This is a genomic window from Umezawaea sp. NPDC059074, from assembly GCF_042738955.1.
Lineage (GTDB): Bacteria > Actinomycetota > Actinomycetes > Mycobacteriales > Pseudonocardiaceae > Umezawaea.
In genome coordinates, this window is sequence record NZ_JBHYHC010000030.1 from 53,503 (window position 1) to 68,862 (window position 15,360).

13 protein-coding genes are annotated in these 15,360 nt (G+C 72.5%); 1 reads left to right on the plus strand and 12 read right to left on the minus strand.

Annotated features, from left to right (window positions below; all coding sequences use genetic code 11):
- Positions 1–2: 2 nt before the first annotated feature.
- The 4 genes from ACFWW9_RS16265 to ACFWW9_RS16280 are packed head-to-tail and all read right to left on the minus strand — an operon-like array spanning position 3 to position 5,308.
- Positions 3–530, minus strand: coding sequence for a hypothetical protein (locus ACFWW9_RS16265; RefSeq protein WP_390377453.1), 528 nt, complete (start codon positions 528–530; stop codon positions 3–5).
- Entirely contained in the window at positions 527–2,674 is a 2,148-nt protein-coding gene (locus ACFWW9_RS16270) for a hydantoinase/oxoprolinase family protein (RefSeq protein ID WP_390377456.1), read from the minus strand. Before ACFWW9_RS16270 ends, ACFWW9_RS16265 begins: the two co-directional genes overlap by 4 nt.
- A gap of 28 nt (positions 2,675–2,702) precedes the next feature.
- Positions 2,703–4,325 carry an FAD-dependent oxidoreductase gene (locus ACFWW9_RS16275; protein ID WP_390377459.1) on the minus strand — a complete coding sequence of 541 codons (1,623 nt, stop codon included), beginning with the start codon at positions 4,323–4,325 and terminating at the stop codon, positions 2,703–2,705.
- Positions 4,322–5,308, minus strand: a complete 987-nt coding sequence (locus ACFWW9_RS16280; protein WP_390377462.1) for a LacI family DNA-binding transcriptional regulator — start codon at positions 5,306–5,308, stop codon at positions 4,322–4,324. The genes ACFWW9_RS16275 and ACFWW9_RS16280 overlap by 4 nt, the downstream gene beginning before the upstream one ends.
- A 174-nt stretch (positions 5,309–5,482) precedes the next feature.
- On the opposite strand from ACFWW9_RS16280, the gene ACFWW9_RS16285 reads away from it, so the two are divergent.
- Positions 5,483–6,466, plus strand: a complete 984-nt coding sequence (locus ACFWW9_RS16285; RefSeq protein ID WP_390377464.1) for a hypothetical protein — start codon at positions 5,483–5,485, stop codon at positions 6,464–6,466.
- Positions 6,467–6,505: 39 nt separating this feature from the next.
- Here ACFWW9_RS16285 and ACFWW9_RS16290 read toward each other — a convergent pair whose 3' ends face one another.
- The 8 genes from ACFWW9_RS16290 to ACFWW9_RS16325 all read right to left on the minus strand — a co-directional run bounded on the left by ACFWW9_RS16290 (position 6,506) and on the right by ACFWW9_RS16325 (position 15,336).
- The gene (locus tag ACFWW9_RS16290) at positions 6,506–6,973 is read right to left on the minus strand and encodes a GNAT family N-acetyltransferase (protein ID WP_390377467.1); all 468 of its coding nucleotides are present in this window, start codon (positions 6,971–6,973) and stop codon (positions 6,506–6,508) included.
- The gene (locus tag ACFWW9_RS16295) at positions 6,970–7,344 is read right to left on the minus strand and encodes a GntR family transcriptional regulator (RefSeq protein WP_390377470.1); all 375 of its coding nucleotides are present in this window, start codon (positions 7,342–7,344) and stop codon (positions 6,970–6,972) included. The genes ACFWW9_RS16290 and ACFWW9_RS16295 overlap by 4 nt, the downstream gene beginning before the upstream one ends.
- A gap of 9 nt (positions 7,345–7,353) precedes the next feature.
- Complete coding sequence (locus tag ACFWW9_RS16300; protein ID WP_390377473.1) at positions 7,354–7,677, minus strand: hypothetical protein; 324 nt, start codon at positions 7,675–7,677, stop codon at positions 7,354–7,356.
- A gap of 22 nt (positions 7,678–7,699) precedes the next feature.
- Positions 7,700–9,088, minus strand: coding sequence for a nickel/cobalt transporter (locus ACFWW9_RS16305; RefSeq protein WP_390377476.1), 1,389 nt, complete (start codon positions 9,086–9,088; stop codon positions 7,700–7,702).
- Positions 9,085–10,380, minus strand: a complete 1,296-nt coding sequence (locus ACFWW9_RS16310) for a tetratricopeptide repeat protein (protein ID WP_390377479.1) — start codon at positions 10,378–10,380, stop codon at positions 9,085–9,087. Before ACFWW9_RS16310 ends, ACFWW9_RS16305 begins: the two co-directional genes overlap by 4 nt.
- 58 nt (positions 10,381–10,438) lie before the next feature.
- The gene (locus ACFWW9_RS16315) at positions 10,439–11,878 is read right to left on the minus strand and encodes a DUF4331 domain-containing protein (RefSeq protein WP_390377482.1); all 1,440 of its coding nucleotides are present in this window, start codon (positions 11,876–11,878) and stop codon (positions 10,439–10,441) included.
- 140 nt (positions 11,879–12,018) lie between these two features.
- Positions 12,019–13,536 (minus strand): amidohydrolase, encoded by a 1,518-nt coding sequence (locus ACFWW9_RS16320; RefSeq protein ID WP_390377526.1) that lies wholly within the window; start codon positions 13,534–13,536, stop codon positions 12,019–12,021.
- A 63-nt stretch (positions 13,537–13,599) separates the two neighbouring features.
- A complete protein-coding gene (locus ACFWW9_RS16325; protein ID WP_390377485.1) occupies positions 13,600–15,336 on the minus strand; it encodes an NACHT domain-containing protein in 1,737 nt (578 codons plus the stop codon).
- Between the last annotated feature and the right edge of the window lie 24 nt (positions 15,337–15,360).

The following is a 15,360-nucleotide window of genomic DNA, read 5'->3' on the forward strand; positions in this document are numbered from 1 at the left end:
GGTCAACCTCCGAGTTCGGCTAGGGCGGCGGACAGCCGCAGCGGGCTGCGCCGCAGGCCGCTGGCGCGGTGGGCGTAGCGGTGGGCGACGACCTCGTCCGCGCCCACGACGTGACCGCGGACCGTGAACGCGCCGACGCGGCACACGACGTGGTCCAGGCGGCGGCGCAACTCCCGGCCCAGTCCGCCGTGCAGCCGGTGGTGCACGACCTCGTGCGCGACGGCGGCCTTCCGGAGCGCGGCCGGGGTGACGTCGGTCCAGCCCTTGCGGGCGGCCACGTCGGCGAGCAGCGCGAGGCTGTCGGTGTGGACGGTCACGGTGTGCCTGCGGGTGTCGTACTCGGCGAGCGTCACCAGGCCCGAGGTGACGCCGTTCGCCTCCTCGACCACCCGCACGTCCGGGTCCTCCAGCGGCAGTTCGTCGCCGAAGGCGAGCGCGGTGACGGCCCACGACCGGAGCTGCTCCTCGGTGCGGTTCTCGTGCGTGGGCGTGGCGCGCAGCAGGGCCACGGCGAGGTCCTCGTCGGTCATCTCCGGTCCTCCAGGATCGCGACCAGCGGCTCGTCCGGTGTGCGGGACGTCAGCTCCGCGCCGATCAGGGCCACGAGCTGGTCCCGGTCCAGCACCCCGGACAGGTCGGCGATCTTCGGCCCGACCAGCAGCCACACGGCGGGCGCGCGGCTGCCGCCGTCGCCGACGCGGGTGTGCTCGTCGACGAGCCGGGCGAGCGTGCCGGACGCCTCGCCGACGCTCGTGCGCTCCACGTGGGCGTTCGCGCTGTGCAGCCGGACCACGCCGTCGCCGTCGACCACCCGCACGTGCTGCGTGACCGGCCGGAACCGGCCGAGGAACCCCTTGGGCCTGGTCCGCGCCCCGAGCGCCCGGTGGTGGCCGGTGCGGGCCAGCTCGCTGACCTCGCCGCCGGGGACGCCGAGCGTGCGGGCCACGTCCGCGAGCACCTGGTCGTCGTCGGCCACCGCGGCGCGGTCCTTGGCGCGCAGCTCGGTCGCGCCCGTGGCCACGGCGAGGATCAGGTTGCGCTGCGGGTCGACCGTCACGTCGACCTCCACCCCGGCCGGGTCCGCGCCCTGGGCGATCACCGCCTGCTCGGCGCGCGCCCGCACGGCGAGCACGTCGGTGTGCGACGGGTTGGGCACGATCTTCTCCACCGACTCGCGGACCAGCGCCAGCGCGGCCCCGAGCGGGCTGATGACCTCGCTGTGCGCGGCGATCCGCCAGTCCAGCCCGGCCTCCGCGCCGAGGAACGGCGTCACGGCGGCGGCTCCACCACCTCCGCCGACCAGGCTCAGGGTCTTCGGGTCCAGTCCGTACCCCGACACCAGCTCGTCCACGACGGCCCGCACGGGTTTGACCGCCTGTCGCAGCACGGCCCGCGCCGCGTCCTCTGTGGACTGTCCAAGCCGCCGTGCCAACGGTTCCAGTGCCAGGCGTGCGGTTTCGGGGTCGCAGTGCGCGTAGCCGTCCTCCGGCACCACGCCGAGCGCGTTGGCCGCGCAGGTCAGGGTGACCGCGTACCGCTTGCCGTCCGGCGTTTCCAGCGCCACGTAGTCCGCCGGGTCGCCTTCACGCGGGGCGATGGTCACGAGTTCCGCGCCCCGCAAGGCTTCCGGGGACGCGAAGCAGGCGTAGGCGAGCCCGGCGATGTGCGCGCTGCGAGGGCCGACCGCCGTCACGGACGTGCCCTCCAGCCGGATGAGCGACCCGCCGCCGACGCCGACCGTGCGGACGTCCAGCGCGGGCAGGTACGTTTCCCGGCCGCCGAGGCGCGCGTGCCGCACCTGCACCCGGCCGCGCCGCACGACGCTGATGTCCGTGGACGTGCCGCCGGTCTCCAGGAACACGCCCTCGCTGAGCCGCTCCCCCATCAACGCGCCCGCCACGCCCGCCGCCGGACCTGACAACGCCGTGAGCAGCGGCCGTTTCCGCATCTCCGGCAACGACATCACGCCGCCGTCGCCGCGCATGACCATCAGCGGCGCGGTGATGCCCGCCGCGGCCACGCTGCGCTCCACGAGGTCGGCGGTCTCGACCATGCGCGGCATGATCCCGGCGTTCAGCACCGCCGTGCGCGCCCGCTTCGCCAGCCCGTACAGCCCGGTGATCTCGTGCGTCGCCGTCGCGAGCAGCCCCTGCGACCGCGCCTGCGCCACGACCGCCCGCTCCCCGAGCGGGTCGTCGACGCTGAACGGCTGCACCGCCACGACCACGTCCGCGCCCTCGTCCACGACCTTCGCCACCGCGGCCTTGACCTCGACCAGGTCCTCCGCGTCGCGCACCCCCGCGTACCGGATCGGCAGGCCCTTGCCCGGCGTGAGCTGGAGCTTCGCCAGGCTCCGCAGCCTGCCCGTCACCCACGACTCGAACCCGCGCCCGATACCGACCACACCGACGGTCGCGACATCGCCCTCCAGCAGCGCGTTCGTGGCCTGGGTGGTGCCGTGCGCGAGGAACGACACCGCGGAGGCGTCGATCCCGGTCCGCTCCTGGAGTTCGCGCAGGGCGGCCAGGATGCCGTGCGCGACCCCGTCGGGGTGGTCGTGGCTGGTGGGGACCTTGACCTGGCCGAGAAGGGCGAACGTCGTCGCGTCCACGGCCACGGCGTCGGTGAACGTGCCACCGACGTCGACGCCGATCCGGACGGGGTGTGGCCTCATCGCGAACACCTCCGGGTTCTGGGGATTCTCAGTAGCCGCGCACGTCGGGCCAGTGGCGTTCGACGCCCGCCTGGTCCAGCAGCTGGGCGAACTCGTCGTGCAGCTTCGCGTCGGTGCGGATCTGCCGGGGGGACTTGCCCCGGCGCAGGGCGAAGCCCGCGAGGTGGCCCGCGACCTCGCCGACGTTCCACTCGACCGGGTGCAGGCGGTAGCACCCGTTGGTGATGTGGGTGGTGCCGATGTTCTTGCCCGCGGGCAGCAGGTTGTCGACCCGGACGGGCAGGAGCGCGCCGAGCGGGATCTCGAAGGGGACGCTGGCGATGTCGACGTAGCCGTCGCCGGCGGTGGAGGGGTGCAGGTCGATCCGGTAGCTGCCGACGCCGACGGAGTCCGGGTAGCGGGTGCGCTCGCCGGGGCCGAGCAGGTCGAGGGACACGGCGTGCTCGGTGATCGTGGTGACGGCCTTGATCCGGCGGGATTCCCGGACGTACGCGGACTTCGCCAAGCCGTCGGCGGTGCCCATCACGTCGTGGCGCAGCCTCAGGCCGGGGAAGCCCGTGCCGCCGTCGACCCGTGGGGCCTCGGTCTGCAACCAGTGCAGGACCGACAGGGACAGCTGCTTGGCCTCGTCGTGGGCCCTCGCCACGGCCGCCGCGTCGGTGTGGCCGGGGATCTCCAGCGCCGGGGACAGCCAGTAGTCGTTGAGGGGCCAGTTGACCAGGGTGATGTCCGAGTCGAACGCGCCCGGCTGGTGCACGCCCCGCGCCAGGATCCGGCGGAACGCCCACAGCTCCTTGTCCCCCGCGTCCGCGCTCTGGTCGGCGGTGACGGCCAGCGGGTCGGCGTCCGGGTTCGGCTCGAACGTCCGCGCCACCGGCTCCAGCGTGCGCGGGTCGGGGGCGGTGAAGCCGAGCAGCGGGCCGGGCCAGAACTCCGGGGTGTAGGCGCGCCAGAAGTCGTACATCCGGGGGCGGTCGATCGTGTGGTCCTCGCCCGCGTGGTGGGAGAGGGCGAAGCAGTAGGTGATGCCCTGGAGGTTCGCCGGGTCCGCGACGTCGGGCGCGTGCGGCTCGTCGTGCTCGCTCCGCGCCTCCGCGCCCACGACGTGCTCGACCCCGGCCATCGGGAGGAGGTCGCCGTTCTCCGTGGCGTCCAGCACGTAGTCCGCCCGGACCGTGACAGGCGTTCCGTCGTCGTCGACCAGGTCCACGGCGGTCACCGAGTCGCCGGTGGTGTGGACGCCGGTCGGGCGGTGCCGGAGCAGCACGGTGATGCGGCCCGCGCTGCGGTGCGGAGCCAGTTCCGCCTCCAGCACGGCGAGCGCCACGCGGGGTTCGTGGCAGAGCTTCGACACCCGGCCCGCGCCGGGGTTGAGCTCCGCCAGCCGCAACGCCTCGGCGCGCAACGGGTAGTGCCTGCGGTAGTAGTCGCGGATCCCCTCGCGGACCCGCCGGTAGGACGCGGTCGCGCCGAACCTCTCGATCCACGGGTTCTCGTCCGGCGGCACGCCCTGCGCCGTGAGCTGGCCGCCGATCCAGTCCGTCTCCTCGGTGAGCACCACCCGGTGCCCGGCGCGCGCGGCCGCCAACGCCGCCGCCACTCCCCCGAGGCCGCCCCCGACGACGAGGATCTCGGTGTCCAGTTCGGTCATCGCACGTCCTTCACGGTGGTGCCGGGCACGGGGGTGCAGGGCAGGAGCTGGTGCAGGTTCCGCGGGTCGCCGGTGATCAGCTCGACCAGCAGTTCCACCGCGCGACGCCCCATCTCGCGGCGCGGCACCTCGAAGCCGGTCACCTCGTCGCCGCCCTCCGGCGGACGGCCGAGCACCGCGTAGGACAGGTCGGTGCCCGCGATGGCGGCCCGCACGGCGGCGTACGCGGCCCCGGTGTCGGTCTCCTCGACCACCACCGCCGTGACCCCGTCCCGCAGCCACTCGTCCACCGGGACGTCGTCTCGGACGACCCGGCACTCGATGCCCGCTTTCGCGGCCGCCTCGAGCACCCCGCGCTCGCGGTCCGTGGACGAGGGCGCGTCGTCGTTCTCGCGCACGTACCGGACGGTGCGGTGACCTTTGGCCACGAGGTGATCGACCACGGCGGCCGAGGCGGAGACGTAGTCCGCGCCCACGAAGGGAATCCGGCCTTCCAGCTCGTCCCTTCGTCCTATGTAGACCAACGGGAAGTCGCTCTCGACCAGCTTCTCGATCGACGCCACCGGCACGTGCCGCCCGAAGAACAGGCAGCCGTCGGCGATGCGGGTGCGCCGGATGGCGACCTCGTCGTGCGTCCGCTCGCCCCGCCCGTCGGCGCCGGTGAACAGGATCAGGTCCTGCCCCAGCGCCGCGGCCTGCTCCTCGACGCCGACCAGGATCGGGTAGTAGGAGTCGGCGACGTCGGTCGGGAAGGTCGCCTTGAACGTGTAGAGCCCCAGCATGTGGTTGCGCTTGGACGCCAGCCGGGTCGCCACCGGGTCGGGCACGTACCCGAGCTGCTCGGCGGCGGCCAGCACCCGCAGCCGGGTGTCCTCGGCCATCCGCACCCCGCCCTGGTTGCCGCCCAGCACGACGGACACCGTCGCCTGCGAGACCCCCGCCAACGCGGCGATGTCCGCCTGTCGTGGTGCGCGGCGCGTCATGGACCCTCCCGGTGCTAATGCGGATTAGCAGGGAGAGTGGCCATGTTCGGGGGACAAGTCAAGAGTTTGTCCGATTTCCGGTTTCCGCAGCACTAATACGTATTAGCACCTTGACCGGCTCGCTCGGGGGCTATCACACTCGGCCACCCCCCAACGGCGAGAGGGAGAACCACGATGACCATCGACCGAAGGACGTTGTTCCGCGCGGGAGCGGGCCTTGGCCTCGGCGCGGCGGTGACGGCGCTCGCCCCCGGCATCGCCGCCGCGGGCCTGGCGGGCTTCCCGACCTACCGGTACCTGCGCACGGCGTTCGACAAGGGCGCCCTGCGCTACAACCCGACGAACGAGCTGATCTTCCCCACGATCCGCGGCACGGTCGGCCGGGTGAGCGGCGCGCTGGGCCGGTTCTACCTGTACTACGCGCCCCACGACGCGCCCGGCGGCATCTGCCTGGCCTACGGCGACTCCCTGGAGGGCCCGTTCACCGAGTACCCGGCGAACCCGATCGTCTCGCGCGACTGGGCCCCGCACTACTCGGTGTCGCACGTGTCGTCGGCCCACGTCCTGTGGAACACCGCGGCCAAGGAGATGTGGCTGTACTTCCACGGCGAGAACACCACCACGCGCCTGGCGCGGTCCAAGGACGGCATCCACTTCACCTACGACAAGGTCGTGCTCTCGACCTCGATGCTGCCCGCCGGGACCACGGAGACCTCGTACGCCAGGGTGTTCGAGCACAAGATCGCGTCCCGCGGCGCGAACTACGTGATGGTGTTCATGACGAACACGACGGCGAACAAGCGCAACATCGGCTGGGGCTGGTCCGCCGACGGCAGGACGTGGACGTTCTCCCAGACCCCGCTGATCCGCGCGTCGGAGGTCGGCGCGACGGACGCCGCGGCCCCGTCGTTGGCCTACCGCAACGGGACCACGTACGTCGTGTTCCACACGAACCTCGGGACCATGCACCTGACCGAGGTGGGCAACGACTTCACCAAGAAGGTCCACCTCGGGGTGTTCCACACGCCGCTGTCGGGCGCGCCGGACCGGGGCCGCTCGGCCGCGCCGTCGTTCGGCACGGAGAACGGGGTGGAGTACATGTTCTACGAGGCCGGGGCCCGCCTGGAAGGCGCGATCGCGATCGCCCGAGCCGTGTGACACCGGTGTGGTCGGTTCCGCCGGACCGACCACACCCGCTCAGGTGATGTCCCTGCTCAACTGCAACGACGACGGCGCGTACCCGTGGGTCTCGTAGAAGCGGATCGCGGCCGTGTTGGACGCGAACGCGTGCACGGACACCTCGGTCACGCCTCGGCCTCTGGCCCACTCGACGAAGGCCTCGTTCAGCTCCGCGCCGACGCCCGAACCCCGGTGGGCCGGGTCGACGCGGACGCTCTCCAGTTCGGCCCCCACGACCGTGGGGCGGGTGGGGTTCGGGCCCTTGAGCCTGCCGATCAGGTGGCCGATCACCTGTTCCCCCGACACGGCCACCAGGCACAGCACGTCGGGGTCGGTGATGGCCGCCCCGTAGTACTCGTGGCCCTCCCGCGCGGGCCACGAGACGTCCATCAACGGGTCGCGGGTTCCGGCGTCCTCGGCGAACAGGCGGGTGGCCGAGGTGACGACCGCGTCGAGGTCGTCCGGACGTGCGGCGCGAACGGTCACGGCGTGCCCCCGTGGTACTCGTCGGCCAGGGCTGCTCGGACGATCTCCCCGGCCTCCTCCACCGACAACCCGACCTCGCGGGCGGTCAGGGCGTACGACCGGGCCGCGCGCAGGGCCCGTTCACGGGACCTCTCCCCCGCCGCGGACACGACCGTGCCCGCGCGGCCTCGGGTCTCGATCAGGCCCGCTTCCTCCAGCTCGCGGTAGGCGCGGGCGACCGTGTTCACCGCCAGGCCCAGGTCCGCGGCCAGGGCGCGAACCGTGGGCAGGCGGGCGCCCACGGCCAGTTCGCGGTTCGCGATGCGCAGCGCGAATCCCGCCCTCACCTGCTCGAAGGGCGGGATCGGCGAGTCCGGGTCGATGCTGATCACCCGGTGACGCTACCCCAGCAGCTTCGCCACGTTGGCCTTGTCCGCGCCGAGGTCCACGTAGACGGCGGCCCACTTCTTGTCCGCGTCGCTCGGGCCCGCGCCGTCGCAGTAGTTCTTCTTGCCGTGCGCGGTGTAGTAGCGCAGCACGGGGAGGACCTCGTCGGTCGGGCCGCCGTCCTCGTTGGTGTAGTTCTCACTCGGAGGGGCGGGCTGGTGCTTCATGCACGCCACGTCGGCCAGGCCCTCGTCGTCGAACTTGACGCCCGCGGCGGTCGCGCCCGAGGTGCAGCCTGCGAGCACGAAGAGGGCCGTGGCGATCAAGAACAGCTTCACGGTGGTTGTCTCCTTAACCGATTTAACCGATCAGTGCGCGGGTGGTGAGACCGAGTCCGACGACCAGCACCAGTGCTGCGGTGCTGAACGGCGTGAAGTCGGCCAGTTTTCGGAGCCTCGTGGTGACCGCGAGGTTCTCCAGGCGGTCGCGGACCTTGATGAGCAGCAGGCCCGCGGCCGTGAGCATGGCGGCCATGCCCGCGCCGTAGGCGAAGACGAGGACGACGCCGAACCAGGTGCGGCCCAGCGCGACCGCGCCGAGCAGCACGATCAGCGCGGACGGGCTGGGCACGAGACCGCCCGCCACGCCCATCCCGATCAGGCTGGCCCGGCCGTAGCGCGGGCCGTGCGAATGCCCGTGGCCGTGCCCATGACCGTGTCCGTGGCCGTGCCCATGTCCGTGGCCCGTCTCGGCGAGGGCGGGTTCCCGACGACGGCGCAGCGCGGAGAACAGCAGGGTCCCGCCGATGACGACGACCAGCAGGCCGCTCGCCAGCCCCAGCCAGCGCAGCACGACATCACCCGCCAGCGCGCTGGACACGCTGAGCAGCAGCCCCAGCACCAGCACACCCGCGGTGTGGGTGAACGTCACGGTCGCGCCGACCAGCACGGCGTCGCGGCTGGTGCCGCGACGACCCGCCAGGTAGGCCGCCATCAGCGTCTTGCCGTGGCCGGGCAGGGCCGCGTGGGACGCGCCGAGCACCAGCGCGAGCAGCACCGCGAGGAACCCGACCATCGGGGTCAGGTCGCGCGAGCCGATCATGCTGTTGAACGCGGCGGTGGTGGCGTCGATGAACCCGATGCCGGTCTGCACGGGCGTTGTGCCGCCCGCCGCCGCGGTGCCCTCGCCGGGCCGGGCGGTCAGGCTCACCGAGCGGACGTCCATCGGCGTGGCCAGCAGGTCCTCGGGGTACTTGCGCAGCTCGTCGGTGACGCTCGCGCTCGGGGCGTCACCGCTCACCGCGACGCCGGTCCCGGTGGCGATGATCTCCCGCCAGCCCATCCGGTCGCCGAGGTAGGTGTCGCCGAACGTCACCTCGACGTCGCCACCGACCCGAAGCGGGGCGGTGAACTCGCACACCAGTCGCGTGGTCGGCAGGTCGGCCTGCCCCGGCGGGTGGGTGACGGTGGACGACTTCGTCGTGAGGGCCAGCCGGTCGCCGTCGGCGCTGGCGTCCAGCGCGGCCAGCACGTCGGCGCACTTGGCCGCCGCGTCGACCGGCTTGGGCTCCTGGAGGGTCGGGATCTCCGCGCTGTCCACGACGGACCGCACGTCGAGCCGGTCCGGGTGCAGTTGGAGCACGTCGGAGTGGTTGACGCTGAAGTTGCCCAGCGGGTGGGCCGCGGACACGCCGCTGCCGACGAACAGGGCGAGGCCGCACAGCGCCAGGACGATCGCCGCGCGCCTCATCGGGCGCTCTCCAGCTCCGCCATCTTGGCGCGCGCGGCGGGCGCGTGCAGCGGCGAGAAGTACGGGTTGATCGACAGCGCCTCGGTGAGGGCCGCGTGCGCCTCCGGGCCGCGGCCGAGCGCCGCGAGGATCATGCCGCGGTGGAACGAGAAGGTGGCGTTGCGCCAGCCCAGCACGCCCGCCTTGTCGGAGAACTCCAGCGCCTCGGCGTCGCGGCCGTTCACGTGCAGCGCCCACGCCATCGCGTCGGCGGCCAGCACGCTCTGCCTGCGGCCCCACTCGGCCTGCGCCAGCGCGAGCGACTCGGCGGGGTCGCCGTGGTCGGCGGCGACGGTGGTGAGCGTCAGGTCGTCGTTCGCGCCCTGCGCGGCGAGCAGCTTCTTCTGCTCGGCGAGGATCGTGTACTGGGCGGCGGCGTCGGGCTTGCGGCCCGCGAGGTCGAGCACCTCGGCGTACTCCAGCAGGTACTGCGGCACGGGCACGCGGTTCACGACCTGCCGGTAGCCGTCGATCGCCTCGTCGTACTTCCCCCGCGCGGCGGCGACCTTCGCCTTGCCCTGCACCGAGGTCACGTCGTGCGGGCTGAGCGCGAGGCCCTGGTCGTACTGGCGGGCGGCCTCGTCCAGGTCGCCGCGGTTGAAGGCCAGCTCGCCGAGGTAGTAGTGGCAGAAGACGCGTTCGTCCGAAGAGGACGCGGCGGTCAGCGCTCGGTCGAGCGCGTCCTTCGCCTCGTCCACGCGGCCGTGCGTCTCGAAGTGGTAGGAGGCGCGGGTGAAGGAGGCGACGCCGGGACGCAGGTCCAGCATGCGCTGCAACGACTCCGTGGCGCCCGCGTCGTCGCCGAGCTGGGTGTAGGCGTCGACCAGGACGCCCTGCACCTCGGCCGAGTCGGGACGGGCGTCGCGCGCCTTCAGGCCCCAGTCGCGGGCGGCGGCGAAGTCGTGGCGGGCGTTGGCGAGCGCGCCCTGGCCGAGCATCGCCTCGCCGTTGTCGGCGGGCTTGATCTTCAGCGATTCCTCCAGTGCGCCTTGGGCTTTCACGTAGTACGAGGGGTCCGCACCGGCGCGGGCGAGTTCGGTGTAGGTCGCGCCGAGCTCGGCCCACGTGCCCGCGTCGTCCGGCCGGGCGTGCAGCTTGTCCTGGAGCGCGACCGTCCTGGTCTGGAGCGCGTTCGCGCGGGTGACCTCGGGGGCGGCGGCGTCGGGGGTGCCGTCCGAGCGGGCGGCGTAGGACACGGCGAACACCGCGACCGCGACGACCGCGGCGGACCACATCAGGTACTGGCGCTTCATGGCTCTTTCCTCGGTCACTCCGGACCGGACGCGGGCGGCCGCGTCCGATCCGAAACGGTCAGGGGGTGTTGACGGCCTTGTTGCGCGGTAGTCCGACGTACGGGAAGTTCGGCGCGAAGGTCACGTCGTTGTGGTGGACCTTGTCGCCCGCCGCGAGTGCCTTGACCAGGTGGCCACTGGCCGCCGCGCCTTCCAGCGCCTGGATCTCGATGTCCACGACGTCGTCGAACAGGCGGCGCCCGTTCGGGAAGCCCTGGTTGTCACCGGCCAGCACGCCGAGCCGGTTGGGCTGCGGGTTCGGCGCGATGGACATGTTGAGCCGCAGCTGCTCCGACGGCGCGAACTTCTTCGGGTCCACGTCGGCGTTGTTGAGCTGCGAGTTGAGATCGGCCTTGATGGGGCCGTTCGCCTTGGTGGTGACGCCGGTCAGGAAGATCTCCGCCAGGTCCGCGCGGGGCTCCGCGGGGGCCTTGATGCCGTAGATCGCCTCGATCAGCTTCGGCAGCTCGGGCTGGTTGACCCGGTCGAGCAGCGCCTGCACCTTGCCGTCGTTGACCGGCTCCAGGCCGTTGAACGCGTCCTTGATCCCGGCGGAGGAGACGACCTCGTTGACGAGCGGGTTGCCCAGTCGGGACACCTGCACGAACGGGCCCTCGGCCTTCGCCGCGCCCGGCGAGAGCCGGAGGGTCTGGCGCTCGGTGTCGGCCCAGATGCCGATCACCGGGTTGCGCTTCGCGTCGCCCTTGAGCGCGAGCATGTGCTTCGGGATCTGCAACGCGATGGTGTTGACGTTGTAGCCCTTGAGCGTGTCCTGGCCGACCTCGGACAGGTTCGCGCCGTAGAGCAGGTCGAACACCCGCAGGTCGGCGAAGAACGGGTCGTCCGCCGGTCCCGCGTAGACCTGGCCGCCACCCTGGAGCTTGGTGATCGCCTGGTCGCGCAACGGCTGGAAGTACGGCATCGAGGCCGGGCCGACGATCGACGGCGCGACCTTCCCGTCCTTGATCAGCATCTTCTTGCCGCCGCCGTCGTCCAGCTGCTCCAGGTTGTACGTCTGGCGGAACAACAGGTTCTCGTCGTCCAAAGAGGACACGACCCCGTTGTTGTACAGGAACGTGTCCGTGCCGCGCTTGTCATCGGTCTTGAAGGTGAGGCGGTACGTCAGGTCCGGCACCGCGTCGCCGTCGTTGTCGATGTTGATGTCGTAGTGCGCGTCGGTCGCCCACGGGTAGAAGTTGGGGCCGCCGTTGGGTTCCTGGAACCCGTAGTAGTTCGCGATGATCGTCACGAAGTCCGGTTGGTCGCCCGCGACGAACGCGTACAGGTCGGTGTTGTCCACCGCCGGGTCAGCGGAGATCAGCGGCGCCTCGCGGTGGCTGGAGGCCACCGAGGAACCCGGCACCAGGACGTCGACCGCGGCGATCAACAAGGTGGCGCCGGCGGCCGCTAGCACGCCCCTCGTGCGTCGCCGCCGCGTCAGTGGTGGTGCTTCTGCCATGCCCGCTCCTTTCCCACTAGCCCGCGTACGCGGGCTTCAGGGAGGGATTCGCAGGAATGGCCAGTGGCGTTCAACGCTCAGCCGTTCCACAGGTGATATTGGTCCGAACGGCCCAGTGTTTAGGGCCGTTCGGACGTGTTTCACGCCTGGGGTTTCGCGGGGGCTTCGTAAATGACTCGTCCGTTCAGGACAGTCCGCAAACACGTCGGCAGAACCGTTCCCGGCTCCAACGGCGGCAGGCCGGGCACGCCGGAACGCGGGTCGAGCGACCACCGCTGGACCCGCGAGTCCGACCCGGCGACGACGAGTTCGGCGGCGTCCCACACGGCGTAGGTCGCGGGCGCGCCGGGCTGGAGGGTGCCGGTGATGCCGTCGTCCACGCCCGCGGCCCGCCAGCCGCCCTTGGTGTGCGCGGTGAACGCCGCCCGCGGCGAGAGCCCCGCCCCCGGCGTGCGGTGGTGCACGGCCGCCTGGACGGCCGCCCACGGGTCGACCGGCGTCACGGGGGTGTCCGAGCCGAGGGCGAGCAGCATCCCGGCCGAGGCGAGCTGGGCGAACGGGTTGAGGGCCGTGCCGCGCTCCACGCCGAGGCGCTGCGCGTACATGCCGTGCGGCCCGCCCCACTCGGCGTCGAACAGCGGCTGCACGGACGCCACGACCCCGTACGCGCCGAGCGCCTTCGCCTGGTCCGCGGTGATCATCTCGACGTGTTCGAGGCGGTGCCGCCGCGCCGACAGCGCGGGTGCCCCGACCCGTTCGGCGGCCAGGTCGAAGCCCTCGACGATCGCGCTCATGGCCGCGTCGCCGATGACGTGGAACCCGGCCTGGATCCCGGCTTCCGTGCAGGTCACGAGGTGTGCCGCGATGGCTTCGGCGGAGTGGTACAGCGCCCCGGAGGTGTCCGGCGCGTCGGCGTAGGGCTGGTGCAGCGCGGCGGTCCGCGAGCCGATCGCGCCGTCGACGAACAGGTCGCCCGCGAGGCCCTGGACGGGCAGGCCCTCGATCGGCTCGAACGCGCCCCAGTACCCGACGACCTGGGGGCCCTCGATCATCATCAGCAGGTCGGCGAGGTCCTCGACGCTGGAGATGTCCGGCCCGGCGCACTCGTGCACCGCGGCCACGCCCTTGCTCGCGGCGTGCGCGAGGAACGCCCGCTGCGCCGCCCGGCGCTGCTCGACCGGGATGGCGTCCTTCGCCACCGCCCGGATGTGGTGGTGCGCGGCCCGCGACAGCGGCCCGTCCTCGGACCATCCGTCGGCGTCCCGCGCGCCGGGCGCGGCGTCCACCAGCGCCGACGACGCCAGCGCCGAGTGCACGTCGATCCGCGACAGGTACACCCGCGCTCCCCCGGCGGCCTCGTCCAGCTCGGCGCGGGTCGGCGGACGGCCTTCCGGCCACTTGGTCTCGTCCCAGCCGTGACCCCAGATGAGCGGACCGTCGGCGTTCCGGACCGCGTCCAGGCACTCGGCCAGCGACGCGCACGCGGTCAGGTCCAGCCCGGTCAGCAGCAGGCCCGCGGACGTGGCGTGCACGTGGGCGTCGACGAACGCGGGGGCGACGAACGCCCCGTCGAGCTGGACGACCTCGGCGTCGGGGTGCAGCGCCAGACCGACCGAGTCCTGACCGACGAACACGATCGTGCCGTCGGTGATGGCCATCGCGGTCGCCGCCTGCGAGGAGTAGATGCGCCCGCCCACGAGAAGAGTTGTCGTCACGACCGCTCAGTCTGCCTCCTGCGCGAGCCGGTCGCGGAGCCGGGCGTGGCGGAACTGGTAGACCGGCCCGGCCTGCCGGAGCACCCCCTTGCGGTGGGCTTCGCGGAGGAACGCCATCAGCCGCCACGGCAGCTTCCCGGTGGCCGCGAGGTGGACCCGCGCCAAGCCGAACCGGCCCCACGCCTGGTAGACGAGCGTCTGGGTCAGGCAGACGCCCAGGGCGAGGGCGAGCCCCTGCGCCACCAACGCGGTGTCCAGCAGTCCGTACAGGACGGTGACGGGCGCGGTCCACTTCACCGCGGTGGCCACCGACGCGGCCCGGTCGAGGCGCAGCACCCGCCCCGGATCGCTGACCAGGTGGCCGACCGGGGTGTCGTTCAGGGTGAAGACCGCGCCGAGCGCGCCGAAGGCGACCACCACCAGCGCGAAGCGGATCGGGGTGAGGTCGAACACGAGGCCGACGAGGAAACCGGCGCACGCGCCGACCGCCACGCCCAGTGGCGCGCCTCTCCACCGGGTGGGTCGCGGCCGCACCGGGGCCCGGTTGACGTCCGCGTTCCCCGCCTGCATCCCCACGAAGAGTGCCAGCACCACGGGCGTCGCCCACTGTCCCAGGACCAATCCGGCAGCGACGATCGGCACGCAGGCCGCGGCGACGAACAGCGCCGTGAACCGGGGCACCGCGGCGGGCAGCTCCCACCAGGCCAGGTCGTAGGTGTCGCGGCGGGCCAGCGTGCCCGCCAGGAAGCGGAAGTACCGCTGATCGCGCTCGCCGTACAGCGCGGGGACGAACTTGCCGAGCAGGTGCGCCTCCGGGTCCGGCACGTCCAGCAGTTCGGCCGGGTCGGCGGTGTCGTAGACCGTGCGGGCCAGGGTGAGCATCAGCGGCGTGCCCAGCACCGGCAGCAGGCGGTGCAGTACCGGGGCCCACTTGTCGCCGCGCGTCGACAGTCGCAGGTACTTCTCCACGTCGGCCGCGTCCAGGTCCATCAACACGATTGCCGCCGCCCCGGTGACCACGTCCGCCGCCGCGGCGTACTCGTCCACCCGGCTGGTCAGCACCAGCGGATCGCCCTCCCCCAGCGCCGCGTTGATCCCCCGCAGGGCCGCGTCACGCAGCGGGGCCGCGATCTCGTCGAACCCGTCCAACACGGGCAGGATCCGTCCTTCGTCGACCAGCGCGCCCGCTTCCGGGCCGTGCTCCCGTTCCAGCCGGTCGGCCATCCACGCCCGCAGGTCGACAGCGGGATCCCACGACGCCAACGAGAAGATCACCGGCACGCGGTCCGAGGAGACGCCGAGCACGAACCGCGTGGTGAACACCGACTTGCCCGATCCGGGCCGCCCGAGCACCACCAACCGTCCGGAGGGGACGGCCGCGTAGACCTCGGCGACGTGGTCCAGAGTTCCTTCCAGGTCAACGGGTTCGTCGCGGTCCGGGTCGCGGTGGATCGTCGGCCAGTGGTCCACCAGGGCCGCCGGGGCGTTGGTCCAGCGCACCGGCAGCGGGTACGGGTCGTGGACGCCGCGGAGCCGTTCCTCCTGCCGCCACTGGGCGCGCACGACCTCCGCGAGGTCCGGCACGGGTGGTGCGGACCGGCCGCGCCACCACTGCGACAGGGCCAGCAGCAGGCCCGCCGCGCCGAACGCCATGCCGAGCACGCTGGACTTCTGGTCGGCCAGCTCCCACCCGTCGCGGAACAGGAACAGGAAAAGGCCGGTGGCCACCACGAGGGTGACCACCGGCCAAGTCCACCGACTTGATCT

Excerpts from the sequence above, each read along its gene's own strand:
- ACFWW9_RS16265 (WP_390377453.1), bottom strand. The coding sequence starts at position 530 with ATGACCGACGAGGACCTCGCCGTGGCCCTGCTGCGCGCCACGCCCACG.
- ACFWW9_RS16270 (WP_390377456.1), bottom strand. The coding sequence starts at position 2,674 with ATGAGGCCACACCCCGTCCGGATCGGCGTCGACGTCGGTGGCACGTTC.
- ACFWW9_RS16275 (WP_390377459.1), bottom strand. The coding sequence starts at position 4,325 with ATGACCGAACTGGACACCGAGATCCTCGTCGTCGGGGGCGGCCTCGGG.
- ACFWW9_RS16280 (WP_390377462.1), bottom strand. The coding sequence starts at position 5,308 with ATGACGCGCCGCGCACCACGACAGGCGGACATCGCCGCGTTGGCGGGG.
- ACFWW9_RS16285 (WP_390377464.1), top strand. The coding sequence starts at position 5,483 with ATGACCATCGACCGAAGGACGTTGTTCCGCGCGGGAGCGGGCCTTGGC.
- ACFWW9_RS16305 (WP_390377476.1), bottom strand. The coding sequence starts at position 9,088 with ATGAGGCGCGCGGCGATCGTCCTGGCGCTGTGCGGCCTCGCCCTGTTC.
- ACFWW9_RS16310 (WP_390377479.1), bottom strand. The coding sequence starts at position 10,380 with ATGAAGCGCCAGTACCTGATGTGGTCCGCCGCGGTCGTCGCGGTCGCG.
- ACFWW9_RS16315 (WP_390377482.1), bottom strand. The coding sequence starts at position 11,878 with ATGGCAGAAGCACCACCACTGACGCGGCGGCGACGCACGAGGGGCGTG.
- ACFWW9_RS16320 (WP_390377526.1), bottom strand. The coding sequence starts at position 13,536 with ATGGCCATCACCGACGGCACGATCGTGTTCGTCGGTCAGGACTCGGTC.